Origin of the sequence: Photobacterium profundum, assembly GCF_003026285.1 — a bacterium.
Lineage (GTDB): Bacteria > Pseudomonadota > Gammaproteobacteria > Enterobacterales > Vibrionaceae > Photobacterium > Photobacterium profundum.
Genome location: NZ_PYOD01000002.1, coordinates 307,676 through 333,218, shown reverse-complemented (window position 1 = coordinate 333,218; position 25,543 = coordinate 307,676). Strand labels below are relative to the sequence as shown.

The window sequence follows — 25,543 nt, the reverse complement described above, 5'->3', positions numbered from 1 at the left end:
AGTGCTTTTTTCACTTCTCTACCACCGTTTGTTATAAGGACAACAATGAATACATTCAGACATTGCATCGCTGATATTTTGTCTTCTCGTGAGTTAGACCATGTTAGTGGTGCGCCACTTTATAGTTACAAACTAACTGATGGTGAATACTTAACTTTGCAAACATCATTGCTTGATAGTTTACGAAGTCAAAATATTGAATGTTATGTGCCATCGGCAATGAGTTCTGAGTGGGCAGGGGCATTTGTAATGTATGCTGCCGAGTGGTGGAGAAAGCAGTTCAATGGCGGCCATTGGAGCTGGGAACCGATTTTTCGTTCACTGAATGTTAGTGATTCAGATATAACGGCAGGTCAACGTAATAAATTGATTGCGGCAGGTTTTCGTTTTTGGCGCAGGCCGATACTGAGTAATGGCCAAGGTCGGATGTTTTTAGGCTCTGTAGCTGTTGAGGGTGGTTTACCTTTACAGTTAATCACCGATCCAAACAGTAAGCTCTCCAACTATTTCGAGCAAGTCATCAAAGATTTTGGCAAGTTTACATTATCTAAGCCTAATGCCGCCGCGATTGCAGAGGCACACGATCATTGTATCGCCGCTTCGTTTCGTACTGAAGCCGTTTACTCTGTGGTGGGTAAAATTGCAGAAGCTATCTATCAGCTGACTGACCAATATGGGCTAGATGAACAGCACGATCCATTACGCTTTCTAGATGCTGTCGCACCAAACTGGCCCGAGAAACTGCCGTTAAATATTGATCATGATATTGCGAAAGGCTTGATCAATAGTGCATTAGGTCAAGCCATTGCCGTTCAACGTCGCCTGCCTAGCACTATTCGTCTAGTTCGACGTTTAACACAAACCTATAACCAACATGCTTACGTGGTGGATGAACCTAGTCAAGCCGATGCAAAATGGAAATGTCAGCTTTCGCTTACGTTACGTTCTCGGGTTAACGCTCAATATATTCAACAGCTTTTTGGTATGCAGGTGTTACCAGAACGCTTCAGTCTATTTGCTATGGGTAAAAAACCGCTGTTATTAGCAAAGGCTTTTCGTCCTAAAAATAACCCTGAACGTTACTTACTAGATGTGATGGACAGTGATTTACCTGAAGATTGGTTTGATTGTGAAATTCAGTTAATGGCGCGTGGCGACAATGACCAAACATGGTACGCCCCTTTATTAGGAGGGAGTGGCTTAGATACTGAAGAACCGTGGGTATTTACTGAGCATGAAGGTGAGTGGGTGTTAGCAGGATCGGGTGATGTAAGTTGTGAGTCGACGAAAGCGTTGATTGCGCTATCGCCAGAAAATACATTACCTTCTTTCTTGAGTTGCGAGTGCTTATTTGGTGTGACAGAACAACCTTTCGCTCGCACTCTGTATCAGCTTAGTGATTCGGGTGCTTACCAATTTGGTGATGCGGTTGTTGAATTGGGAGAGAACAGTAAGTTAAACACCGAGTTTGTTTGGCAAGGTGCAGAATTATCTTACCAAACACTGCCGAACAAATGTTTTATCGGCAAGCCAAGTTTATTGGCCTTATCGGCTCAAGGTGCACACCACGATATTTCAGCAGATAAGCTACGTTGGCATCATGCATCAAAACAACAATGGCTGCCGTTTGATACCTTACCATTAGGTCAAAGTGAAGTGGCTTTCATTGATGGGGGGAAGGCAAAAAAGCGTTTTAGATTGGCAAGTTTACCGCAAGACATGACGATTGAATTCTTACCTGGTCGTCAGATTAATCGTGGTCAAATTGTTATCTCTTCTTCGCGTCCTCCTATGGTGGCATTGACTCAACCTAACGCTGGGCAATTAGATTTTCAAATAACGCAAACTCCGCACTCAGTCACCATTGATTTATTCAGTGCTCAAGAACAGCCACCGGCTTTAGTTGAATTGGAGTTATGGTGGCAAGAAAAACCCAAAGCAGTATCGGTAACCGTACCTTTTCCAAGCAAGGGCGTCTGTTTGTTAGATGGTGAACAACAGCCTGTTGATAGCCATAGTGAATTGTTGTTCGATAAGATTAATCGTTATGAACTGTATGGCTATGGCCTTGAAGGCGAAATTGAGCTGCAATTTTCATTAAATGCATATGATGTGCGTGGTCCGTTTAGTCGAGGTGCTTTTTTCAGTACGGTATTACCTTCAATTGACGTGTTATCTACTGGTTTATCATTATCAACCTTCCGATCTGATATTCAAGCACTCTTTGCATTGTCATCAAGTTTGGATGCAAAAGTGAAAGTATCGGTGGTTAACCACGGGCAAGCAGTGTTTACCTGCTTCTTATCTGCGTATGTTCACTCACTCCAACCTGACCGTGAACGAAGCTGTGTTGAGCTTGTTGGCGAAGGTATGAGCTCGTCTATTAATTTATATACCGTGCCTTTAGAGCGACCAGATCAAACGCCGTTGCAATTGGTACCAGCGACGGGTTTAGAAGATACAGAGCGTGTATGGGTATTCCCCGATGATGAAGTAGAGGCTGGTGCATGGTTGGTGTATTGCGATAACCCACAGCTGGGAATTCGATCGCTAATGTGGAGTAAAGACTTAGAGCTATTACCCAAGGCACGTAACGGTTTTGAAGCCGCTGCAGGCATTGGGCGCCGAGCAGAACGACTAGACGCATTCAGTCAGGCTGCAAAGGAAATGGCGTATGACTTTACCCGTCCAGAATGGAAGTATGTGCGTACATTGCTATCGTTCGATCATGTGCCGTTAACGACCTTTGATTTATGGCGTGGTGTGGCACGGCAGCCTGAATTTATGCTGGCTTTATTGCTAAACGCCAGCAAAAAAGAAATCGACCAAGTTTGGCAAATGGATAAACAGTTCCCGCTGCTTTGGTATTCACTAAAAGTGGCAACAGCTGCCAAGGTGATTAACGCTTTCTATGACAACCTGCTAAACCGTTTAGGTGAGGATATGGAAGATGTTGCTCAAAATCGGATACAGAAGAAGCTATCAGAACTTGTGTCTTATTTTCCTGGTCTTGCGCCGTTATCTGCCATGATGCAATTTAAAATTGGTTTGGTTGAACAGAAGCCAGCATTGGTTCCACCTGCTTACATGCAGCATGTTTATGATTGTCGAAACACCTTGTCTCAACGTCAGGTTGATTCACCATGGCCAACTATTTTCGCCGATGGGGTAATGAAATCAGTTATTAGTAAAATAAACCCTCAATTTGCTCAGCTGTGCTTAACCAGTAAACATGGGTTTAAGAATAATGTGATGAATGCACCGATGTTATTGGCACTGGCAACCAGCGGCCAAGCAGGATTAACCATGACGCCTGAAGTGGTGCATGCGATGCGTGAATACCGCCGATTTGATCCAGAGTATTTTGATGACAGCTTTGCATTAACCCAAAAAATGATCATTGGTTTAGTCCAAATTTAACGCCTAGGAAAAAGAGAATGGAATATTTTGAATCGATTATTGATCAACTGACTAAACGTGCAGCACGCGCAACATTAGGTCAGTTTGGTCTTCGTTCTAAGCCACTACGCGAGTTTTTATGGCAAGCATTTTCAAAAGCACCGGGTAAAGACGGTGCGTTTCTAGGCGATCCTGTTTTTGAAGCCACGTTTGGCTGGCAACCACACACTGAAACCATGCAAGCTTTGTCGGGTGGCCTATTAGAAGCTAGTGTCGTCAATGCGATGGCGAATCCCCCCAAAGAATTAAAAGAAGACTACCAGTTTGAATCTCACTGGTTCCCTTATGCCCACCAGTATGAGGCATGGCAGCATTTGTCACAGAATGAACCGCGTTCGGTGATTGTGAGTAGTGGTACGGGCTCTGGTAAAACAGAATGTTTCCTTGTTCCTATTTTCAATGATATTGCGAAACGGAAAAGTAAAGCTGAGGGGGTAGAAGCACTCTTTCTTTATCCATTGAATGCCTTGATAAACAGCCAACGTGATCGACTAGCAGCCTGGACGCATGAACTGGGTTCTGATGTGAAATTTTGCCTTTATAACGGTGAAACGAAAGAAAATATGCCCGTTGCAAAACAACGTTCGCAGCCAAACCAACAATTATCAAGAAAAGCATTGCGCGATGATCCTGCCCAAATATTGGTGACCAATGCCACTATGCTGGAGTACATGCTAGTCCGCCAAAAAGATGAGCCTATTCTGGCTAAATCAAAGGGTAAGCTTCGCTGGATTGTGCTGGATGAAGCCCATACTTATATTGGTTCGCAAGCGGCGGAACTATCGTTGTTATTACGTCGAGTGATGCATGGATTTGATGTTACGCCTGATCAAGTGCGATTTGTCGCAACCTCGGCGACCATTGGTGGTAAAGATTCAGATGATGACTTGAAAGCCTTCCTTGCTGATGTCGCGGGTGTCGATATTACTCAGGTTTATTTGGTCAAAGGTCACCGAGAAATTACACAACTTGCGGAGTTTTCAACGCCACACGCAATGGATATTAAGCAAGTAAGGGCTATCGAGGATGCCGAGGTTCGTTATCGCGTACTTGAATCGATTATGCCGCTTCGTGTATTACGCCAACAGTTAAGCTCTGATGATAATCGGTTGTCGCTGGCTCAAATCTGTAAGTTGCTCTCGGCCACGGAAGTGCCGATGGCTGAAAAGTTGGCGCTGCAATGGTTGGATGTTTGTGCGTCGACGGTTGGAGCCGAGGGCCAAGCGTTCATTCCATTTCGTTTGCATTTGTTCCATCGCGTGTCGAGCGGCTTATGGGCCTGTTCGAATTCAAGCTGTAAAGCAAAGTCGGGCACAGCGTTAGACACGATTGATTGGCGCTTTGGCATGGTTTACATGTCTCGCCGTGAGCAATGTGGTTGTGGATCGCCAGTCTTTGAAATGACCAGCTGTAATGGCTGCGGTACGAGCTTGCTGTTAGCGGATGAAAGTGTAGAGAAAGAATCAGGAAATAGTGTTCTTAGCCTAACTAAGCCAGATTCAAGTATCGATGATTTTACGTTAGATATCGAAATCGACGATGCAGAGTCTTTTGATGATTCCGAACCGGATGATTCAGAGAGTCATTCCCGTATTTGTATTATGTCAGAGCAATCTCATGACGAAACTGGTGAATATTGGTTAAACAACGATGGCGTATTAAAACCAAGTTCCTATAAGGGGGCATTTAACGTTCATCGTGTTGAAGGTTACAGTAAATCAGATGGGAGTGGCGTTGCTCTTCGTTGCCCTTGTTGTCAGCATACTAAAATTCAGAATTATGATTTCTATCGTCACTTCCGCAATGGCGCGCCGTTTATGCTGTCGACGGTTATTCCTACGTTGTTAGAATTTTGCCAAGACGGTAAAAAAGAACAGCTAAAAGGCCCTTGGCATGGGCGTCGAATGATCACGTTTACCGATAGTCGGCAAGGAACGGCACGATTTGCAGCTAAGTCTCAGCAAGATGCCGAACGTCAATTTCTCCGTGCTGCGCTGTTTCATCTAGTGGCGGATAGAACCCTTAAAAGCGGTACGCTTACACCTGAGCAGGAAAAAGACCTTAAAAAGTATAAATCTCGCTTAGCCATGTTTATCGAAGACGGCGATGATGACATGGTTGAAATCATAGAGGAGAAGATTACTTCTTTATGTGGTGGCGCTGGCGACGTTACGATCCCATGGTCTGATGTTGAGCATGAGCTAGCAAAAGAAAAAGAACTCCAGTATTGGATCAAAGACTCTTATCAACGGTTTGATGACACCATGAATATGGTGAAAGACCCAATTCTATTGTCACGTTTGTTGTTATTACGCGAGTTTAACAGCCGTCCGAAACGGCAGAACACATTGGAAACGCTAGGGTTGATCCGAATGGAATACCCTGCGATTAAGGATAAAGGCAATACTGCACCAGCAGAGTGGGTATCACTGTTTGATGATACTGCAGCAGGGCAGGCTGCATGGGTTAACTTTTTAACCTTATGCCTAAATTTCCATGTTCGTGCTAATAAAGCAATTTCTTTGACTGAAGAACAGCAGCGTTGGATTGGCGCTAAGTTCAGTGCGGGTCTGATCATTGCACCTGATAGTGAAAGTCAGTTCAGGAATATTCAAAGTTGGCCGCAAGTGAGAAAAGGCGCCGTTCAGCCACGTTTGGTCAGGCTACTTGTTGCGGCTTTTAATCTTGATATTGCAGAAAAAGAAGATAAAACACAGATAAATATCATCTTGCAAGATGCGTGGAAAGTGCTTCAACGCTATGTGTTATCGGCCAGTGGTGATGGTTATCGTCTTGAGTTAGAACATCAGGCTAGCTTTAGTTTGATTGATAAAAAATGGCAGTGTCCACATACCCAGAAAATCATTGATACCCCACTAGAGCAGATAACGCCTTATCTGAATGTGAAAGGGCAGCGTGATGAGCAGCGTTGCCGTTTATTGGAAGCCCCTGCTTATCCTTATCCCTATGGGCGACGTATTGAAGACGGTTCAGTTGTCACCTTGAATGAAGCGAGAGACTGGCAAGAACAACCCGAGATCGCCAACCTGCGTAAAGAAAATGCGTGGTCTGACATTTCTGATCGTATTGTTGAGCGTACGCCGTATTTTAGAGTTGCTGAGCATTCAGCTCAATTACCTGCAAGCTTACTTCGCGATTACGAAGATAAGTTCAAGAAGGGGGCAATTAATGTCTTGAGTTGTTCGACGACCATGGAGATGGGCGTCGATATCGGTGGTATTTCAGTTGTGGCGATGAATAACGCGCCACCAAACCCAGCGAACTATCTTCAGCGTGCCGGTCGTGCTGGTCGTCGTGGTGAAACAAAATCAGTGGCATTAACGCTATGCAAGAGCACGCCACATGGTGAACATATTTTTGGTCAGACACGTTGGGCTTTTGATACGCCGATTCATGTTCCAAATGTTTCACTATCAAGTGAATATATAGTAAAGCGCCATATTAATGCTCTGCTGCTATCAGTTTTCTTACGTCAGAAAAATATCAGCGAAAACTCTCTGCGTTTGAGCTGTGGTAATTTCTTTATTTCAGCTCATGAAAACTGTGCTTCACAAGCCGAGCTGTTTACCAATTGGTGCTGTACTGAAGCGCTAACGATTATGAGTGATGGCTTAGAAACATTGCTCAGACGTACTGTTTTACAAGCCAGTACAAAAGCGCACTTGGTTCAAGATGCCGCTAAGCAAATGAATGTAATCTTGCAAAGTTGGCTAAAAGAGCATCAGTTGTTGTGTGAGCAGAGTGAGGCAGTTAAGGCTGATAGTAATAGACTTTCTACAGCCCAAGCTGCAGTTGAAACCCAAATTCAACGTTTAGAAGGTGAATACCTGTTATCTGAGCTTGCTAGAAAAGGGTTCTTGCCTGGTTATGGTTTCCCTACCGATGTGGTTTCACTCAATAATGATAATGCAGAAACCATCAATCGTCGAAAAGGGTTAATCAAAGCCGCTAAAGAAGCGAAGTCTGCAAAAAATGAGAAACTAGAACATCGTATTGATAATTTGTATAGCGCACGAGATTACCCGTCTCGGGATTTGTCTGTTGCGATAAGAGATTATGCACCGGGCAGTGAGGTTGTACTCGATGGCCGAGTATACCAATCCGGCGGTGTGATCCTTAATTGGCACAGCCCTGCATCTGCCGATCAGGTTAATGAAATCCAATCGTTAATGTGGGCTTGGCGCTGTCAGCATTGCGGTGCCAGTGGCACTGATAGAAATATGCCTTCAGAGTGTCGTTGCTGTGATGCGTCATTAAAATCTGATAGCTACCATCGATTTATCGAGCCGGGTAGTTTTGCGGTTGATATTCGCAATAAACCCCACAATGATATTTCTCGTTTAGTCCATGTGCCATTTCAAGATCCTTGGGTAACAGTTGAACAAGCAAATTGGGAAGAAATAAGTGTTAACCCGAGTGCATTGTTCAGATCGAGCCACGATGGTCATGTCTATTATCATAGTGCAGGGCTTTCAAACAGTGGTTACGCACTGTGTTTAGAGTGTGGGCGTATGGAGCCAATGCCTGATGCCGACGGTGTAACGCCACATCAAGTCCTTGATAACCATACACGCTTACGTGGCGGAAAAGGTGAGATCGAACGGGAGAGCGAGCATTTCTGCGGCGGGAATGAACGAGATTTTGCGATTAAGGGACCAATAAAGTTAGGGCACAGTACTCGTACCGATGTATTTGAATTATTGCTTTTTAATGGAGATGGTACTGTACTGAATAACCGTACTGTTGCGCGATCTATATCTGTATTACTACGTAATGAACTGGCTGAAAAGTTAGGTATCAATAGTGATGAGATCGGTTGCACAACCAAGCCTGTAAATTATAAAGACCATGAAGCGCAAGCCATTGTACTTTACGATTCTTCAGCTGGTGGCGCTGGTTTTGCGATTAAAGCCCCTGAATTTATTGTTGAGTTGCTGCAACGAGCGAAGAAAAAGGCCATTGAGTGTAATTGCGACAAGGCATGTCACCGTTGTCTGGTTGATTACTCGACTCAACATGCTCTGGATTTATTGAATCGCTGGAAAGTCATTGAGTTTTTAGATAATGACTTCTTTGCCCGGCTGTCACTACCAAGTGAATTCATGCTATTTGATCACGCTAACCGAAGAGAGTTGCGTCCATTAGTGACAGCATTAGAGCAGTCGCTGGCACGCTTAAAATCACCTGAACTATGTATTTACCTAGATAGCGAGGCACTTGGTGATTTGGGTGAGTGGCCATTAATTGATGTTCTTTATAGTTGGGCTAGAGAGGGAAGGGTGAAAGTCGTTCTAATAAGTCGTGATAGCGAATTATCTACTTCTGAGCAGATCAGCCTCTCATGGTTGTCAAACCATCCGAATATTGAACTACTTCAGCGTACTACACCGCTAAAAAGTGATATGACGTTATGCGCCGAGATTTATAGTGGCGAGCTTGCTCATTGCTGGGGTTTCCTTAATGAGTATGACTCACAGTTGATTACGGGATGTAGCGCCGTACCAGAACTAAAAGCGATAGAGCTAAACGTTACTAAACATCATGAAAAAATCGGTACAGTGCAGGTTCATAATGAATTGAATGGAACAGTAAAAGCATTTGGTGCTTTGTTTTGGACCAAGGTACTCCAAGCATCTGATCTGTTACTGAGTAAGATGCAGACCAATAAAATTGTTGAGGTAGAGTATTGTGACCGTTATTTGGCAGCACCATTACCATTTAGTTTGTGCTTAAGCACTGTTGGGGCATTACTAGGTCATTACAATGGCTGTAAAGCGAAGATCATCACTGGTCGCTTGCATACCTCGCTATATGCTCCAGAAACCGTGCAAGATAACTGGTACTGCGAGGAAGATAGGGAACAATTGGTTGAGAGCTGTATTAATAAAACTCAACTTGATATTACTTTTGAAACTGCACCTAAATTTAGTTTGCCACACGCCAGAACAATGAACCTGACCTTTGATGACGGTGCGATTGTAACTATTTGGCTTGATCAAGGCTTTGGTTACTGGTGGGTAGATAAATACGATTCAGAAAATCGCTTCCCTTCAAACTTGAGCATTCAACAACAGGCAGAACATATTATTCAAGGTAAATGGCAGCTTAGGGGCGGGCAGTGGCCTACCGCAGTGTTCTTCTCAATAGACGATTAATAAAAGAAAGGCAGCTTCGGCTGCCTTTTTTCACGAACATACCTATCCCGTCTTAAATTTATTTCGTAAGCTTACGATTACATGTCTACTCATAATGAGTATTACTATTACCCATATCGATTGCAAGTGGTGTTGTTAAGCATCACTTAAATTAATTAAATGGGTAATAAATGAAAAATGTCACTGTCGCTTTACTAGCTATATTAGCCTTGTCTGGTTGTTCTCAACGTGTAGCTGATCTGACTGTAGCCTCCACTAAAAACATGAATCTAAACTCTGATGGTTTTGTGACAGGTGAGCGTGTGGAAGGAGAAGATATGGTGCCTGTAGTCCTTTTTCCATTCGGAATTCCCCAAGTAAAAGAAGCAACGGATAAAGCGATTGAAAATAATCATTGTGCCGTTGGCCTAACAGATGTGGTTGTTACACAAAATAATCATGCATTTCTTTTTCTTCTGGGTGCGATTGGTTTCAGCGTAGAAGGAAACTTAGTTATTGATGCTAATAAACCAGGTTGTGAGCAATACCTTAATAAAGCCTAGTAATTAAACGCCGCATGGATGCGTCTTAATGAGATGTAGTCAAAGATGAAGTTGAATATAAATATTCCTCCCTTAGCTGAACAAAAACGAATAGCAGAAGAACTTGATGATCTTCAACGAATGGTTGATAACGCCCCAAGCACCGAAGAAAAAGAGAAATTTTCTGAAGCGTTAAATGAAAAGTGCGCTTTGTATTTTAATGGTTTATTGAAAAATGATAGAGATGAACATAATGAAAAAAACTAAAATGAATATTATTTGCATGGCACTATTATTGGCTACAGGCGTTGTAAAAGCTGATGTAGATACAAAAGCGTTTGCTTCTTGTGCATCAATTGATGGCGACTTATCACGTTTAGAGTGTTTTGATTCGCTGGCTAAAAAGAACAAACTAGATGGTCCACAATCACTGAAATTGGATAAAACTGCAATGGGTGATTGGTATGTCGATAAAAAGATTAACCCTGTTGATGATAGCCAAACAGTAACCATGGTACTGGAGTCAAAATCAGGAAAAAGTAAATGGGGACGTAATGTCGGTCTTGTATTACGTTGTAGTCAGAATACAACCGATATGTATATCACTTGGGGAGAATACCTCGGCAGTGAAGCGAAAGTCTTAACGCGTATTGGTTCTGAAAAAGCCTCAACAGAGAATTGGTCTCTTTCTACTGACAGTAAGGCATCGTTTAAGCGTAATCCAATAGTCTTAATTAAGCAGATGTTAGGACAATCAAAGTTTGTTGCCCAGGTTACCCCTTATAATGAATCGCCTGTTACGGCTATCTTCGATATTTCTGGTATTGATAATGCGGTGAAGCCTCTACGCGAAACATGCGGTTGGTGATATTTTCCAACATGATATAGGCTGCTTATAACATTTGTCATTCTCTTATTCGCGGTGAAAAACATGGCGCCGCTTCTACAGCTATGGTCAATCTAATGAAAAATATTCTTCTTTGTACAACAGGTGCAAGTCCTCAGGTATTAACAGAGACGCTTTATGGCTTATATACACAAGGCAAAGCTTTTCCTGATGAAATGTATGTGATTACAACAGAAAGCTCAAAAGCGATGCTTATCGATGGTTTGTATAAAAATGGCCATCTACAGGCGTTATTTGATGAATATGGGATGCCTGAAGTAGTGTTTAATGAAGGTCATATTTGGGTGATTGAAGATGATCATGGACAGCCTTTATCTGATGCAAAAGGTGAGGCTGATCAAGCACACATGGCTGATTTTATTACGCGTAAAGTGGCTGAACTAACAGCGGATACGAATACTGCTATTTATGCTTCTATAGCTGGTGGTCGTAAGACAATGGCTTTTTATATGGGCTATGCCATGTCACTATTGGGGCGTGAGCAAGATTCATTGAGCCATGTTTTTGTAAATGATGAATTTGAATTTGTTTCTGATTTCTACTTCCCAACATTGCGTGATAACTGGATTACGGGAAAAAAGCCAGGATCTCTTGTTAATACCAAAGATGCGATTGTGACTTTAGCTGAAATTCCTTTTGTAAGAATGAGGAAAAAATTTGAACATGATTTGATCAGTCAGATTGAAGATGCCTCATTCAGTAAAACTGTCGCGATGATGAATTCTGCTGAACAATTAGCTTCAGCTAAAATATCGAATAAAGCGTCGACAATATCTGTTTTAGGTATTGATATAAAATTAACAGCGAAAGAGTTAGCGCTGTATCAGTTTATAACGCGAGAATCAGATAAAACAATTATTGTTGATCGAACATTTGTTGAAAGTATTGAGCCGAGTAAAGCTTATCTTTCTGTATATGCTTTGATGAAGGGGGATGTTCGAGTATATAAAACATTTGGATTAGAGGATGAAATCTCCTGGAAAGAGCAAGATATTGCATTACTCAAACCCATGGAAAAGGAATTTATTCAACCAATTCGCACGCAAGTAAACGGAAAGCTAAAAAAAGCCTTACCTGCTGATGTGTTTGAGAAAGTTAAAATTCATTCTAAACGCTTCAGTGGCGGTAATACCTACTGGGTTTCAGATGACTTAGAGGTTATTGATACTGCTTATACTAAAAAATAAGTTAATAATTTTTCAATTCGATTAATCGTTATCCCTTGAGTAATATTTTCATAAAGATCAAATAACTTAAGGGGTTACTTCTTTGTCTTTTATTTTAAATTGATTTTTATCAATTGTTTTTCGACATCTATAGGTTGTGATATGACTTCTCAGTGCAAGCATATAAATATAAAAAGAGTTAAACGAAATTTATGGCAGCGCTTATTTAATAAAGCAATTTACCACTGTAAAGATTGCGGAAAAGTATTAAAATTATGAGTAATGATAAGAAAAAAGTAAGATCTCTGGTTATAGAAAAACATCGTATTCATTTGATTAAAGTGAAGAATAAACATCAGAAAAAAGCACAAGAACTTAAAATGAATATTGATGAACCCTTGCAATATCAACCTGAGGATAAACCGCGATCTTAAGCTTATGAATGACAAATCCAGCTCTTTAATTGATTAAATATCTGTTAATGGTTCTACGGAAATGAAGTCAAGAAGGAAGGTGTTATTTAGTGTAATTATCGGTAGTAATTGCCATCATGATAATCTTCGTAAAATATAAATGTGCTTTATTTTCAGCGAGCAGTTAACTAAATAAAAGCCATGGCCATGAAATAAATACTAAAACTGTATCAACACTAGATAGTTTTTTATGTAGCTTCAGCAAGCTACGGACGTTCGTCATAAGGATGCCTATATATTAATTATACCGAAACCGAAGAGAAGATCTTGTTGAAAAAGACAGGGGGGGCGATTTCAGAAAGTTATGAATACTTGGAATAATAAGAAAAAGAAAGCAGATAAAAATAAACGAAAAATGATAAAGAAGGCTCGAAGAAATGTTAAAAAAAATAATGATAAACGCCTATGGTGCGTGAAGACTAAAATGGCTTGCGATTACAATGCTTGGATAAGAGCTGACGCTGCAGTGCTGTATAAAGATGGTTCTTTATATTTTGAAGCTGATGGTAAAACTGATGTTATGTGTTTCCCTACTGGTAAATGGAGTTGTTTAATTGAATGTGACCCTAAAACTAGAGAGCCGTTGTATGTCGATTGTTGGAAGGGCCTTGATCTTGAAACACATTGCTGTGATAAAGGCTAATACAAAAAATCCTGCCTGAGTGCAGGATTTTATGCATAGGTTATTGGGGACTTCAGTTAATTATTTTCTTTTTGTATAAAGACCTTTTATCACAGAGTTAACAGTTCTTTGTTACAGATATGACTTAGGGTCGTGTAATCCTGAACATTTATCGACTTACATGACCAGTTAACATTAGGTAAAATATTTTACCTAAACAGGCGTTACTTAGATTTCCCCTCTGACTTTTTCATAAAGTTCACCAACTTCAATATGATCCACGAGATAATCTAAAAAAGCCCTGAGCTGTGGTTTGGGGTATTTGCCACCACGATAAACGGCGTAAATCTCAATACCTGCATGTTCATGTGGTGAAGCAGTCCAATCTGGCAATACTTTTTGTAGTTTCCCATCTTTTATAGAGTCAGATACCATCCAGCTTGAAAGTAGCAATAGGCCTGTCCCACCCAGTGCTGCAGACATTAATGGAGACCCGCCTCTTGAATATAAATTCCCCTTAACTGCAACTTTCTTATGTTGTTTCTTATTGGAAAAATGCCAGTAGTTACGTTTTCTGTCACGGCTTAGTAGCAAGCAGTTGTGTTGGCTTACTTCTTCTGGAGTAGTCGGTGTACCGCAACGCTCAAGGTAGCTTGGAGAAGCACACAGAATTGTATGGTTCGGCATCAGCATTCTAGCATTTAGGCTGCTATCGGCAGGGCGGCCAATTCGGATACCTAAGTCGATATTCTCAGCATTCATATCGACCATTCTATCGTCTAGTTCAATATCAACGGTAACGTTAGGGTAGCGTTTGAGAAAGTCAGGCAAGATAGGGTTGATACACAGGTTTCCGAAGCTTTCAAAAACAGAGATCCGCAAGGTGCCACTCGGTACATCGTTTGTTTTATCCATAGAACGAATGAGTTGATCGGCATCTTCCATTAGCTTACTGGCACCAACAAGGAAATACTGACCCTCTTCGGTGAGTAATAATTGGCGTGTACTGCGCTTAAATAGGGTTACTCGAAGCTGTTTTTCAAGATTATCGATATTTCTGGCCACAGAAGAGGGTGCCATGTGCAGAGCATGCCCCGCCTTAGAGAAACTGCCGGATTCAACTACCTGGGTAAACACTCGTACAAGATCTAACATTCAGCTCACCTTTGCGTTTTACGCAAAACTATTGCAGATAATAGCGGCATTCTATCTCTCAGTCGAATTCTGCACAATGTCCTTATTGAATCAGAAGGGAGCTCAACAAGGGCCAGTCTGCGAAAATATTTGACAGTTTACATATCTAAAATAGTGCAATCAATTGAGGGGATAAGAATGCAAAAGCGTATTGATATTAGTGGATTACAAACAAAAGCAATTGAAGCGATGATGGGGCTAGAAAACTATGTGTCAGGCTCTGAACTGCCAGCTACCTTGAAAGAACTGATTAAACTGCGTGCATCGATGATCAATAACTGCGCCTATTGTATTCAAATGCACACACCTGTTGCTCAAAAAAGTGGTATCGACGTACAGCGTTTAATGACATTAGCCGCATGGCAAGAATCGCCGCTGTTTAGCGATGTAGAATGCGCTGTACTGGCGATGACTGATGAAATGACGTTAATTGCCGATCAGGGTTTGCTTGAAGCAACTTATAAGCGCTGTATTGAATTACTGGGCGAAACTGCGACCGCGCAGTGTATGATGCAAATTGTCACTATCAATGCTTGGAACCGAATAGCGATATCGACCAAAATGGAGCATGCCAGCTAAATTTCTTTCACCTTGATGAAGAGTTTATAATATTTTTCACAATGATAAATGGCTCACCAATCTTTATTAGTAAGCCATGAGAAAGCCTTGAATCAGTAATGGTTTGAGGCTTTTTCGATATGACCGACTAAGTGACTAACGCAACCAAGAGGGCGAGATTGTGTCGATTCACCAATAACTGCTTTTTTAATTCGTGAATATTCCCGGACTCGATTATGCGCTCTATCAATCTTGCCGGGTAATGGTCGCGCGGCACGGTATGGTCGTGTGCCCCAATAAAATTCGTAGAAGGTTTCAAAACACCTTGCGAGTTTATTGCTGGTTGATTCCTTGCGACAGCCTTGTACCACCTTGAATGCTAATCCGTTAGGGTTTAAAGATGGCAATATTTTGATGAAATAAGCCTCTAACCAACGGCCTCGGTTAAGCGGTTTATTCAGGTTGACTCCGATGGCTGCATGAGACAAGACGCTCATCAACTCGTCAGTATTCGCATCTATGTCTTGCTGCGCTTCTAAAATTATTGTTAAAGGGCTCATTGTTCGCGTCCTCATTGTGGCATCTTCCCAAAGGGGGGGGATGCTCCGTTTGGATAATGAATGTCAGCTCATGAACTAATCTCTACTTCTTTTATTTTCAATCTTGATCGCTACACTGGCAGCAATGATGATGAAAAATGCAGCCACGAAGAAGTAATGGAGTACTTCCATGAACGAATGGAAACTCATATGATGACTCTCGCTGTCATATACACACTAGAGAACTCATCTAATTCTATTTCTGATGGCATCTTCTCTGTCTCTTTATCTATAAGGGTTATTTCGAAGTCTTTAATGTCTGGTTTATGTGTTCTAAGCGACATCAAGGCAATATCTCTTGCTTTTACCGCATGACTGGCTGAGTACACATAACCGACACCTGCGACTTCTACATAGTAAGAGAATCCATTATTGTTACGTTCGGCTTCTACTGCCACGTCAATAAATGCCGGAAGATAACTAACGTAGATAGTAAATTCAGTATGATCACCTGATTGCTCACAGACTTGGATATCCTTAATAACCACAGAGCCTTTCGCTGCAATGTTGCTCAATGTCAGTAATTCATCGATAGCGCAATAACGGGATTGCTTTAAATGAGTATTAAGCTTGTGGGTTCTGGCATTTACATTCGTTGAATAAATCGCTGAGTTACCTAGCTCGAGTAACAGTACGACGGTTGATTCCATAGCGTTTTTCCTCAAATATATCTAGGCTGGCTTCTGTGAGCTGACAATACATCGAATCTACCTACTCAATAGCAAGATCAAGGTTTGCTGTTAGGGGCTTTCGCCCCTTTTTCTCTTACACGGCTCTTGCGTATTGCGGTAGCCCAGCCCCTTCTTTCGTTAAGACCATTTGCCATACACTCAAGCTACGGCTTCGAAACGCCCCCGCACACGATAGTAAGTAGTAACGCCACATTCGATAGAATGTTTCATCGTATTTATGTGAAATTTCTCCCCACCCTTCTTCAAAATTATGGCACCAAGCGACTAACGTCTTATCATAATCAGGACCAATGTTATGCAAGTCTTCAAAGTTAAACTTGTTCTCCATTGCTGCACCTAATTGAGTGATTGATGGAATCACCCCATTGGGGAAAATGTATTTATCAATCCAAGGGTCAGTTTCGTTTTGAGATTTTGGATTACCGATGGTATGGAGCAAGAATGCTCCGTCGTCTTTAAGGAATCGGTTTGCACAGGTGAAAAACTCTTCGTAATTCTCAGGGCCCACATGCTCAATCATACCAATTGATACAACACGGTCGTATGCAATGTCTGGCGAGTAGTGTCGGTAATCTTGAAGAATAAAATTAACGGGCAATCGCTTGTCGCGTGCTTTTTTCATACCTAGTGTCATTTGTTCTTTAGAGAGGGTTAAACCATGACAAATAACACCATAATGCTCAGCGGCGTAGTTCATGAAACTGCCCCACCCACAGCCAATGTCTAATACATGCATACCCGGTTCTAGCCCCATTTTACGGCAAACTAGGTCAAGTTTAGATTCTTGGGCTTCGTTGAGATTTTCCGCATGCTTCCAGTAACCGCACGTGTACGTCATTCGGTCATCTAACATTGTTTGGAATAAATCATTACCGAGGTCATAATGGAAGGGTACATCTTTACTGCATCGCGTGACACTTTGCTTATTGAATAGGCTTACAACCTTATTTCGTCCAATATGAGCGCCTAGCAATAGCTTAGCTTTAAGACCGAGTTTACTCTCTAAATTGTGCTTGGTGATGCGACTTACTAATTCATCAATTCTGTCGCAATCCCATAAACCATCCATGTAAGTTTCACCTAACCCTAATGAACCATCCACCAGAATCCTATCTAGTGCAGCCTCGTCATGAAGCCTGATATCCCAATCACGTTTACCGTTGATTTGAATATCGGCTGGGCGTAATAGTTCATTGAAAAGTTTTAAATTGGACATAACTTACCTGCTATATAAAACAAGAAACATTTTGAGACCACAAAAAAATAGCACTTTATGAAATGACATTATGTTCATTTTTACTAAACACCATGCTTAGAATAATTAACGTGAAAAGTTTGATGTTTTGTGTATAGGAAGTACTTCTTAGTATTAGTGATTGAATTGAACGAAATTTATACAGCGGTTTGATGATGTTATTATTTATCGTCGTTTGTTGCTCTCTTTACTACATTGTGCTGCCGAAAGTTAAATGAAATACCGCTTTAAATATACTCATCGAAGATAGATTAATTTAGGTGTATGACGAATAAATCTTTATAGCATTATGAGGCGTGTACTTTATTAAAAGTTAGATTGTTTATTACGTATAGCTATTAATAATGATGTTGATGAATGTTTTGTACGATTTAAATGTTCCGATATATAAGCTAAGTCTGTGTTTATTAGCATGTTTATCGGTATTGTTACAGTATAGTAAAAGTCATTTATCTAAAAGACAGATTATCACCAATGATGGAATGAAGCATAATTGCTCCATCAAAACGAAGAGCATAAATAAACGCTCTGATGTTTCTTTAATAGCAATGCTATATGCATATTAACTCTGTCTACTATAGTGCTGAACAAGATCGATAAATTCTATGATATATAGGTTTTATACCGAAAGTGATCCGTAATACATTAAGCGTTAGACACCATATTATAATGAAGGTAAATAGTGAAAAAATTAAATATTTCCATTTCTACGTTGTTGGTTTTATTTTCAGCGGCAACGTTAGCTGATATTAATATCGTAGATACAAAAAATGGTTCGTGGGTAACGGTATCTAAAAATGGTGTGGCAGAAGAGAATGCATTAGTTACGACTCCTAAGTTGTATCAATTAAATCAAGCATTTAACACTGACGATAATGGTCGTGTTTTTATTCCCTTATCCTTAAATAGTTCACGTTCTATTCAATATAAAGCAGTGACGTCTAATGGTGAGGAATTTTTACGCATTGCGTATCATGGTGTGAGTAAGCGCTAAAGATTACGTATTTATAACAAGCTAAAGGTATTTCTCAATATTTGAATAGAGTTCCGTTTAGGGACTTCATGAAACCAATCACATAATATTATCATTTATCTCTATGGTTGGTATAAAACATAAATAAAGGAACAAAGAATGACGACTCTATCTGATAAGCCGGGTATCACTCTATTAAAATCTGGTTCATTTAAGTTGAATGATTTAAGTAAACTTCTTGAAGTTGATGGCTTAAAAAGCGAAATGGCTGAAGTTGCAGTGACAAATAATTCAAATGCATTAACGATTGGTCACTTCATCATGGAACCAGGCGTTGAATTTGAATATCTTTATGATTCTGTAGAATATAAAGTGGTCACAAAAGGGAAAATTGTAATGCGTGATCAACAAGGTAATAAATATATTGCTGAAGTTGGTGATGTTATTTTATTTTCTTCTAATGTATCTGTTATTTTTGACGCAGAAAGTGATGGCGAAGCAATTTATACAGCTCACCGGAAAGCAGCTCCTGAATTTGCACCACAAGTATAATATTTAAGGTATTACCATGATAAATAAAATAGTTAATAAATATAAAGCGGTATTCTGCTCTTCGAATGGTGTGCATATTCATCCTAATGTTGATAACGGCATCCAACCAACATCAGATAATTTTGAGGGCGGTGTTTTAAAATGCAATTGTCGTTCAAATACAGTTACTGTTGAGATAAAAGGGCAAAGTGCTCATAACCATGTTTGTGGTTGCTCTAAGTGTTGGAAGCCTAACGATAGTTTGTTCTCACAGGTTGCTGTAATACCAAGAGATAACCTGAAAGTGACTAATAATGAGTCGAAACTTCAGGTTGTTGATGAGAGTGCAGCCATTAAGCGATTTGCTTGTAAGGATTGTGGTGTGCACATGTATGGGCGAATTGACAATACCGATCACCCGTTCTTTGGCTTAGACTTTATTCATACTGAACTATCAGCAGAAAAAGGTTGGTCAGCACCTGAGTTCGCAGCGTTTGTATCATCAATTATAGAAACAGGAACAAATCCTGAAGATATGGGAGCAATTCGTAAGCAATTACAATCGCAAGGTTTAGAACCTTATGATTGTCTTTCTCCTGTATTAATGGATGCAATCGCAGCACATATTGCGAACAGCAAATAATAAAAAAGGCTCTTTGGAGCCTTTTTTTGATCTGTTTTAATGTATATACCTAAGCTACAAGATTCAGAGTGATCTCTGCGTATTTAGTCCAATTTTACGCTGTTAGTTTAGTTGCTCGCTTAGGAAATCAACCAGCATACGTACTTTAGGTGATAGATGACGGTTATGTGGGTAGAGTGCCCAGATCCCATCATCACTCTCAGTAAATTGGGTCAACAACGGTATGAGCTGTTGATTGTCGATATATTCTTGTACGTAATAGTCAGGCAGTTGAACAATACCAAGTCCTTTTAGGGCAGCATCAGTTAGTGCATGGCCACTGTTACAACGAAGATTACCTTTTATCCGAATATTACGGTGTTTGCCATTTTCTTGAAAACGCCAATAGTCGAGTGTTCCCTGAAGGCAATTATGATGATTGAGTTCAGATAATGAATAAGGCACACCATGGGTCGAAAGATATTTTTCTGAAGCGCAAACATATTGGGTACGAGATCCCAGCCTTTTGGCCATCATCGAAGAATCTTCTAGTTGGCCAAGACGAATAGCTAAATCATACCCTTCGTCGATCAAGTCAACTTTTTGATTTGATAGTTGTAGGTTAACTTCAAGCTCGGGATATTGAAGAGTAAAATCGTTTATTAACGGTGCAAGAGTACCTTCACCATAGGTAATGGGAGCCGTAATTTTTAATTTCCCTTGAGGCGAGCTTTGCAAATTACTGATTGCTCTTTCAGCTTCATCTAACCCGTCTAGAACTTGTCGACAGTGTTGGTAATAAACGCGACCAACATCGGTTACAGACACTTTTCGGGTAGTACGGTAAAACAGTTTAGCGGATAATCTTTTTTCTAACGCACTGATTTGACGACTAACTTGGGCTGTTGAAATTCCCAGTCGTTTTGATGCTGCGGTAAAGCTTTCAGTCTCAGTAACAGCGACAAACTCACTGACTCCTTCCCAGTTAAACATTATTACTACCACGTAAAAATAATTCAATATTAATTGAATTATCGACCTCATTGAAATAAAAGCAAGCAATTTCACGCTGAAAATTTACTGAAGAGATTCGTTCTTCTTGTCAAACTGGCAAGATAAAATTAGTCATTATTATTACCTGTTAGTAAAAGTAATTTGTTTTTTTAGCTGATTATCATCTTTAGTGAAAGTAATATAATGAGTTTATTGAAACAGGACATATAATTTCCTTTGAATTTACATCGGTAAAGTAACCGCTTTTGGTTTTTCAGTTCCCTTTACTCTATGAAGTTAGAGGGACAACGCAGTGCAAAGAGATAGAAAAATGACAATTGAAAATATTAGTGTAAATAAGTCTTTTGGTGGTTGGCATAAACAATACAGCCATTACTCCAATATCTTAAATTGCACTATGCAGTTTGCCATTTTTTTGCCACCACAGGTTGTATGTGGAAAAAAGGTACCAGTGATTTACTGGCTTTCTGATGTTTCCTGCACTGACGAAAATTTTATGCAAAAAGCGGGTGTACAGCGTCTTGCTGCCGAACTTGGGGTAGCCATTGTGGCACCGGATACGAGTCCAAGGGGTGATGATATTGTCGATGATGTAGAGCATGGATTAGGTCTGGGGGCTGGCTTTTATGTTAACGCAACGCAGGCACCATGGAATCGTCATTATCAGATGTATGATTATGTGGTTGATGAGCTGCCAAAATTGATTGAAACACATTTTCCGATAAATGAAAAAAGTGCAATTTCCGGTCACTCAATGGGTGGGCATGGAGCACTGGTAATAGCAATGCGCAACCCAGAACGCTATCAATCAGTATCGGCATTTAGTCCGATCAGTAACCCGATGGATGTGCCTTGGGGACAAAAAGCATTTACGGCTTATCTTGGTCAAGATCGTGAAAGCTGGGCGAGCTATGATACTTGTGCCTTGATGCGTAAAGCAAAACATTTTGTGCCAGCACGGGTTGATCAAGGCGAGAGCGATGGCTTCCTTGACGATCAGCTCACATCTAAGAAATTGTCTGATGCCGCTAAAGTGAGTGGATACCCACTAGAGTTAAATCAACATGTAGACTATGACCATAGTTACTACTTGATCAGTAGCTTTATTGAACAGCATTTACGTTTTCATGCGAGTCATCTTAATCAGTAAAATATTCCATATAGTCATGTACTAAATAGCTATGTACTAACTTTTATCCCGTCGGGCGTATGCCCGGCGGGATTTTTTTATTTCTATTTATTGTTGCGCGCTTTTTATACTTACCCCTTCGAAATTGTTTCATGTTGGTAATAGTCATTTGATGAAATGGCGGATTATCATTTTATTTGGTATCAATATAATACCCACATCACATAATCGCTCGTTGTTATGACGAGTTATCAGATTTCCAAACGCCAACAGACTGGCGTTAAAAGGGTAGAGCATACTATGTCAAAAATTGTTGTTGTGGGAGGCGGTGCCGCAGGTCTAGAGCTGGTAACTCGTCTAGGTAGAAGCTTTGGTCGTCGCGATACTCATGAAATTATTCTGGTTGAACCTTCCACTCACCACTATTGGAAGCCTCGTCTACATGAAATCGCTGCGGGCACCTTTGATGCTGAACTGGATGCGGTAAGTTACTTACAGCATGCCCGTTGTAATGACTACCAGTATGTTCAGGCTGCGATGTCAAGTTTAGACCGAGCAACGAAGACGCTCCAATTACGCAATGAAAATGGTACAGGATCTTCGCTTGATTATGATTATCTAGTGATTGCTGTTGGGGCTGTGAGCAACGACTTCAAAACACCAGGTGTAAGTGACCACTGTCTGTTTCTTGATTCTTCGTTGCAAGCTCAACTTGCTTGGGAGAAAATTAATCCGTTACTCAGGGCGGAAGGTAAGCATCATTTATCGATTGTTGGTGCGGGTGCAACAGGGGTGGAGCTAGCGGCAGAGTTGGCTAAAGTTAGTGCTAAGTTGCAACGTTATCGTCATGGCTCAGAGCTAGCAATTACCTTAATAGAAGCATCTGATCGAGTATTGCCTGCTGGTCCTGAATGCATGTCAGAAAAAGTACAAAAAGCTCTCGAAAAGCAAGGGATCACAGTACGAACGAATACCCGAGTTCAACGTGCAGAAGCTGGTGAATTAGTGACTGCAGAAGGAGAAATTATAACTGCGGATCTACAAGTATGGGCTGCTGGGATCAAGTGTGCTGAGTGGTTAACTCAGTTAGATGGACTGGAAACCAACCGCCTAAATCAGCTTAAAGTTGATGCTAATCTGCAATCGACACTTGATGATGCAATCTTCGTGTTGGGTGATAGTGCGGAATGTCCACAAGCGGATGGCTCGTTTGTACCACCACGAGCACAGGCTGCGAATCAAGCTGCAGGACATCTGGCACGCCAGTTTAAGCGTTTATTAAAAGGGAAGGCGCTAAAACCTTTTATTTTTAACGATGGTGGTATGGTGATTGCGGTAGGGCATGACTATGCCGTGGGCAGCTTAATGAATAATAAACTGATCTTACGTGGTCGATTTGTTCGCAATCTTTACGATATGATTTTCCGCCTGCACCAACAGATCTTATTTGGCTGGGGGCGTGTAACGGCTTTAGTTTTACTAAAACGTATCAAGTGCGCGTTGAACCCTTATTACAAAGGAAATATTTCCTAAGGCTACTTTTAATATCGCTTACGTTATATTTGAATTGCTTCGTGTTAAAGCCAGAGTACGTCATTCTGGTTTTAATCCCTTACCTTTTCTTTCCTTTCTTTCTTTTCGAGAGTGAGCTCTTCAACGCGTTGAATCAAAAAATCTTTAAAGTTTGCACAACGGGCGGGCATATGCTTTCTGGGTTTGAAATATAAACTTAATTCAAATTCGCTACTGATATAGTTATTCAAAATGGGGACTAACTTTCCCTGTGCAACAGAACGCTGAATTAGGCTGTAAGGTAAATACGCAATTCCTCCGCCTGCGAGTGCAATATTTTTAAGTATTTCGCTGTCGTCGGCTTCCACTGTTTGCGATATTTCAACCGTGTTATATTCACCATCTTGTTCAAAAATCCATTTGTTACCCCCTACAAGCGTGGTGGCGTATAAGCATAAATGTTGTGTTAAATCATGTGGATAAATTGGTTTCCCGTATTTTTTAATATAACTTGGAGAGCAGCAAACTGTAAGAGGTTCATGCAGCAATGTGCGTTTAACCAGTAGGCTATCTTTATCTTGAAAGCCACGGTAAGTCGCGTTTGCACGGATAGCGAAGTCAACATCATGTACATGATCGACATCGAAAGCCGTTTCAATTACAACAAAGTTAATAAAAGGGTTCTCATGAACATATTCACCAATAATCTGGCTTAAAAAATGTTTTGCAAATAGGGGAGTACTTGCAATTTTAATTGTGCCTTTATCTTCATTACTTAAATTTTGAACTTCATTGAAAACATCATTAATTTGGTTGTTTATGGTGCTAAATTGCTCAAACAGGTGCAGACCTGCCTGAGTTGGGCTTATTTTTCGTGTAGTACGTTTTACTAAGCCTACGCCCATTTTTTCTTCGAGTTCATTTAACCATCGGCTTCCTGCTGATGCTGAAATACCATACTGCTTTGCCGCTTCACTTAGTGACCCACTTCTGACGACATGCAAAAAAAAGACAACCTTGTTAAGCATTTAACATCCTGTTTAGTAATGGTACTGAGATCAATTTATTTGTATGTACTATGTATATACTTATATCAAATTTATTCTATGCACGCTATTGCAGATGTGTTGCGCTATTCAGTTTCGATATTGCAAAGCAGTTTTGCATCATTGACGGTAATCATTTGGATTTAATCATCTAAAATAGATTAAAAGGCTCTTGAGTGCGTTGGTACTTACTGTGCTGTTAGATTTCGTTATGTATACCAAAGTGTGCATCAACAATGCTTTTTGATTGGTATTTAAAAGGGAATAGCTCATGTTAACTAATAAAGTTTGTATAGTGACTGGTGGTGCTCAAGGAATTGGACGTAGTATTGTAGAAACCTTTGCACAAAATGATGCAAAAATGGTTTTTGCATGCGATATGAATGCGTCAGTAATGGCAGATCTTGAATCGGCATACAACAATGTGCGTGCTTTAGAGCTCAATGTATGTGATAGAAAATCTATCGGTGTGGCAATAGCAAGTATTAAGGCCGAATTTGGTCATATTGATGTGCTGGTAAATAATGCGGGTATAACGCGTGATAACCTTATTGATAAAATGACCGAAGAAGAATGGGATATGGTGGCTGATGTGAACCTGAAAGGGGTTTTCAATATGACACAAGCTATTGCGCCTATTATGATTGAAAATGGTATTGGTTCTATTATTACTATGTCTTCAGTTGTGGGTACTGATGGTAATATTGGTCAGAGTAACTATGCGGCAACCAAAGGTGGTGTTATCGCCATGACGAAAGGTTGGTCGAAAGAATTTTCTCGTAAAGGGGCTCAGGTTCGCGCGAACTGCATAGCACCTGGTTTTATTGAGACGCCAATGACCAAAGATTTGCCAGAAAAAGTCTTGGATTACATGACAAATAAAACGCCACTTAAGCGAATGGGCAAACCAACAGATATAGCGGAAGGGGCATTGTTCCTTGCGAGTGAACGTTCATCATTTATCACTGGGCAAACTTTGAAGATCGATGGTGGTCTAGTGATTTAATTATAATAAAAGTAACGATGTGCTAAAAACTTTAAGCAGGCTTATCACCATAAACCTGCTTTTTTTATATCTAAAAATTAAGAATATA

20 protein-coding genes are annotated in these 25,543 nt (G+C 40.6%); 14 read left to right on the top strand and 6 right to left on the bottom strand.

The window, feature by feature from the left end:
- Positions 1-45: 45 nt before the first annotated feature.
- From C9J48_RS06360 to C9J48_RS06330, 7 genes are all read left to right on the top strand, one after another.
- Positions 46-3,420, top strand: coding sequence for an STY4851/ECs_5259 family protein (locus C9J48_RS06360; RefSeq protein WP_006229067.1), 3,375 nt, complete (start codon positions 46-48; stop codon positions 3,418-3,420).
- A 17-nt stretch (positions 3,421-3,437) separates the two neighbouring features.
- Positions 3,438-9,635, top strand: coding sequence for a DEAD/DEAH box helicase family protein (locus C9J48_RS06355; RefSeq protein ID WP_006229068.1), 6,198 nt, complete (start codon positions 3,438-3,440; stop codon positions 9,633-9,635).
- Positions 9,636-9,805: 170 nt separating this feature from the next.
- Entirely contained in the window at positions 9,806-10,177 is a 372-nt protein-coding gene (locus C9J48_RS06350; RefSeq protein ID WP_006229069.1) for a hypothetical protein, read from the top strand.
- A gap of 45 nt (positions 10,178-10,222) precedes the next feature.
- Positions 10,223-10,423, top strand: coding sequence for a restriction endonuclease subunit S domain-containing protein (locus C9J48_RS06345; RefSeq protein ID WP_006229070.1), 201 nt, complete (start codon positions 10,223-10,225; stop codon positions 10,421-10,423).
- Positions 10,410-11,024, top strand: a complete 615-nt coding sequence (locus tag C9J48_RS06340) for a type VI secretion system-associated protein TagO (protein WP_006229071.1) — start codon at positions 10,410-10,412, stop codon at positions 11,022-11,024. The genes C9J48_RS06345 and C9J48_RS06340 overlap by 14 nt, the downstream gene beginning before the upstream one ends.
- Positions 11,025-11,119: 95 nt before the next feature.
- Positions 11,120-12,250, top strand: a complete 1,131-nt coding sequence (gene csm6, locus C9J48_RS06335) for a CRISPR-associated ring nuclease Csm6 (RefSeq protein WP_006229072.1) — start codon at positions 11,120-11,122, stop codon at positions 12,248-12,250.
- Positions 12,251-13,006: 756 nt separating this feature from the next.
- Positions 13,007-13,345 (top strand): hypothetical protein, encoded by a 339-nt coding sequence (locus tag C9J48_RS06330; protein WP_006229074.1) that lies wholly within the window; start codon positions 13,007-13,009, stop codon positions 13,343-13,345.
- Between the two features lie 207 nt (positions 13,346-13,552).
- Here C9J48_RS06330 and C9J48_RS06325 read toward each other — a convergent pair whose 3' ends face one another.
- Positions 13,553-14,479 carry a LysR family transcriptional regulator gene (locus C9J48_RS06325; RefSeq protein ID WP_006229075.1) on the bottom strand — a complete coding sequence of 309 codons (927 nt, stop codon included), beginning with the start codon at positions 14,477-14,479 and terminating at the stop codon, positions 13,553-13,555.
- 177 nt (positions 14,480-14,656) lie between these two features.
- On the opposite strand from C9J48_RS06325, the gene C9J48_RS06320 reads away from it, so the two are divergent.
- Entirely contained in the window at positions 14,657-15,097 is a 441-nt protein-coding gene (locus C9J48_RS06320; protein WP_006229076.1) for a carboxymuconolactone decarboxylase family protein, read from the top strand.
- Positions 15,098-15,189: 92 nt separating this feature from the next.
- Here the strand turns inward: C9J48_RS06320 and C9J48_RS06315 are convergent, their stop codons facing one another.
- The 3 genes from C9J48_RS06315 to cfa form a co-directional block, all read right to left on the bottom strand.
- Positions 15,190-15,636 carry a hypothetical protein gene (locus tag C9J48_RS06315; RefSeq protein WP_006229077.1) on the bottom strand — a complete coding sequence of 149 codons (447 nt, stop codon included), beginning with the start codon at positions 15,634-15,636 and terminating at the stop codon, positions 15,190-15,192.
- A 185-nt stretch (positions 15,637-15,821) separates the two neighbouring features.
- The gene (locus tag C9J48_RS06310) at positions 15,822-16,325 is read right to left on the bottom strand and encodes a hypothetical protein (protein ID WP_006229078.1); all 504 of its coding nucleotides are present in this window, start codon (positions 16,323-16,325) and stop codon (positions 15,822-15,824) included.
- Between the two features lie 115 nt (positions 16,326-16,440).
- Positions 16,441-17,583 carry a cyclopropane fatty acyl phospholipid synthase gene (gene cfa / locus C9J48_RS06305; RefSeq protein WP_006229079.1) on the bottom strand — a complete coding sequence of 381 codons (1,143 nt, stop codon included), beginning with the start codon at positions 17,581-17,583 and terminating at the stop codon, positions 16,441-16,443.
- Between the two features lie 721 nt (positions 17,584-18,304).
- On the opposite strand from cfa, the gene C9J48_RS06300 reads away from it, so the two are divergent.
- The 3 genes from C9J48_RS06300 (at position 18,305) to gfa (ending at position 19,769) form a co-directional block, all read left to right on the top strand.
- On the top strand, positions 18,305-18,616 hold the full coding sequence (locus tag C9J48_RS06300) for a hypothetical protein (RefSeq protein WP_006229080.1): 312 nt from the start codon (positions 18,305-18,307) through the stop codon (positions 18,614-18,616).
- Positions 18,617-18,754: 138 nt separating this feature from the next.
- Positions 18,755-19,147, top strand: a complete 393-nt coding sequence (locus tag C9J48_RS06295) for a EutQ-related cupin domain-containing protein (protein ID WP_006229081.1) — start codon at positions 18,755-18,757, stop codon at positions 19,145-19,147.
- Positions 19,148-19,163: 16 nt separating this feature from the next.
- Positions 19,164-19,769, top strand: coding sequence for an S-(hydroxymethyl)glutathione synthase (gene gfa / locus C9J48_RS06290; RefSeq protein ID WP_006229082.1), 606 nt, complete (start codon positions 19,164-19,166; stop codon positions 19,767-19,769).
- 102 nt (positions 19,770-19,871) lie between these two features.
- On the opposite strand, the gene C9J48_RS06285 is transcribed toward gfa, so the two are convergent.
- Entirely contained in the window at positions 19,872-20,741 is an 870-nt protein-coding gene (locus C9J48_RS06285) for a LysR family transcriptional regulator (protein WP_006229083.1), read from the bottom strand.
- Between the two features lie 331 nt (positions 20,742-21,072).
- Between C9J48_RS06285 and fghA the strand changes: the two genes are divergently transcribed.
- Entirely contained in the window at positions 21,073-21,912 is an 840-nt protein-coding gene (fghA, locus tag C9J48_RS06280; RefSeq protein WP_006229085.1) for an S-formylglutathione hydrolase, read from the top strand.
- Positions 21,913-22,191: 279 nt separating this feature from the next.
- Positions 22,192-23,424: an NAD(P)/FAD-dependent oxidoreductase gene (locus tag C9J48_RS06275; RefSeq protein ID WP_006229086.1), complete on the top strand. Its 1,233-nt coding sequence runs from the start codon at positions 22,192-22,194 to the stop codon at positions 23,422-23,424.
- A 71-nt stretch (positions 23,425-23,495) separates the two neighbouring features.
- Here C9J48_RS06275 and C9J48_RS06270 read toward each other — a convergent pair whose 3' ends face one another.
- Complete coding sequence (locus tag C9J48_RS06270; RefSeq protein WP_006229087.1) at positions 23,496-24,431, bottom strand: LysR family transcriptional regulator; 936 nt, start codon at positions 24,429-24,431, stop codon at positions 23,496-23,498.
- A gap of 289 nt (positions 24,432-24,720) precedes the next feature.
- Here C9J48_RS06270 and fabG point away from each other — a divergent pair, with 289 nt between their 5' ends.
- Positions 24,721-25,455, top strand: coding sequence for a 3-oxoacyl-ACP reductase FabG (fabG, locus tag C9J48_RS06265; RefSeq protein WP_006229088.1), 735 nt, complete (start codon positions 24,721-24,723; stop codon positions 25,453-25,455).
- Positions 25,456-25,543: the final 88 nt, after the last annotated feature.

What these genes read in the sequence shown, in the direction of transcription:
- gfa (WP_006229082.1), top strand. Translation starts at nt 19,164, where the DNA reads ATGATAAATAAAATAGTTAATAAATATAAAGCGGTATTCTGCTCTTCG.
- C9J48_RS06325 (WP_006229075.1), bottom strand. Translation starts at nt 14,479, where the DNA reads ATGTTAGATCTTGTACGAGTGTTTACCCAGGTAGTTGAATCCGGCAGT.
- C9J48_RS06360 (WP_006229067.1), top strand. Translation starts at nt 46, where the DNA reads ATGAATACATTCAGACATTGCATCGCTGATATTTTGTCTTCTCGTGAG.
- C9J48_RS06355 (WP_006229068.1), top strand. Translation starts at nt 3,438, where the DNA reads ATGGAATATTTTGAATCGATTATTGATCAACTGACTAAACGTGCAGCA.
- C9J48_RS06320 (WP_006229076.1), top strand. Translation starts at nt 14,657, where the DNA reads ATGCAAAAGCGTATTGATATTAGTGGATTACAAACAAAAGCAATTGAA.
- C9J48_RS06285 (WP_006229083.1), bottom strand. Translation starts at nt 20,741, where the DNA reads ATGTTTAACTGGGAAGGAGTCAGTGAGTTTGTCGCTGTTACTGAGACT.
- C9J48_RS06270 (WP_006229087.1), bottom strand. Translation starts at nt 24,431, where the DNA reads ATGCTTAACAAGGTTGTCTTTTTTTTGCATGTCGTCAGAAGTGGGTCA.
- C9J48_RS06350 (WP_006229069.1), top strand. Translation starts at nt 9,806, where the DNA reads ATGAAAAATGTCACTGTCGCTTTACTAGCTATATTAGCCTTGTCTGGT.
- fghA (WP_006229085.1), top strand. Translation starts at nt 21,073, where the DNA reads ATGACAATTGAAAATATTAGTGTAAATAAGTCTTTTGGTGGTTGGCAT.
- C9J48_RS06275 (WP_006229086.1), top strand. Translation starts at nt 22,192, where the DNA reads ATGTCAAAAATTGTTGTTGTGGGAGGCGGTGCCGCAGGTCTAGAGCTG.
- fabG (WP_006229088.1), top strand. Translation starts at nt 24,721, where the DNA reads ATGTTAACTAATAAAGTTTGTATAGTGACTGGTGGTGCTCAAGGAATT.
- C9J48_RS06340 (WP_006229071.1), top strand. Translation starts at nt 10,410, where the DNA reads ATGAAAAAAACTAAAATGAATATTATTTGCATGGCACTATTATTGGCT.
- C9J48_RS06315 (WP_006229077.1), bottom strand. Translation starts at nt 15,636, where the DNA reads ATGAGCCCTTTAACAATAATTTTAGAAGCGCAGCAAGACATAGATGCG.
- C9J48_RS06295 (WP_006229081.1), top strand. Translation starts at nt 18,755, where the DNA reads ATGACGACTCTATCTGATAAGCCGGGTATCACTCTATTAAAATCTGGT.
- cfa (WP_006229079.1), bottom strand. Translation starts at nt 17,583, where the DNA reads ATGTCCAATTTAAAACTTTTCAATGAACTATTACGCCCAGCCGATATT.
- C9J48_RS06310 (WP_006229078.1), bottom strand. Translation starts at nt 16,325, where the DNA reads ATGGAATCAACCGTCGTACTGTTACTCGAGCTAGGTAACTCAGCGATT.
- C9J48_RS06330 (WP_006229074.1), top strand. Translation starts at nt 13,007, where the DNA reads ATGAATACTTGGAATAATAAGAAAAAGAAAGCAGATAAAAATAAACGA.
- C9J48_RS06345 (WP_006229070.1), top strand. Translation starts at nt 10,223, where the DNA reads ATGAAGTTGAATATAAATATTCCTCCCTTAGCTGAACAAAAACGAATA.
- csm6 (WP_006229072.1), top strand. Translation starts at nt 11,120, where the DNA reads ATGAAAAATATTCTTCTTTGTACAACAGGTGCAAGTCCTCAGGTATTA.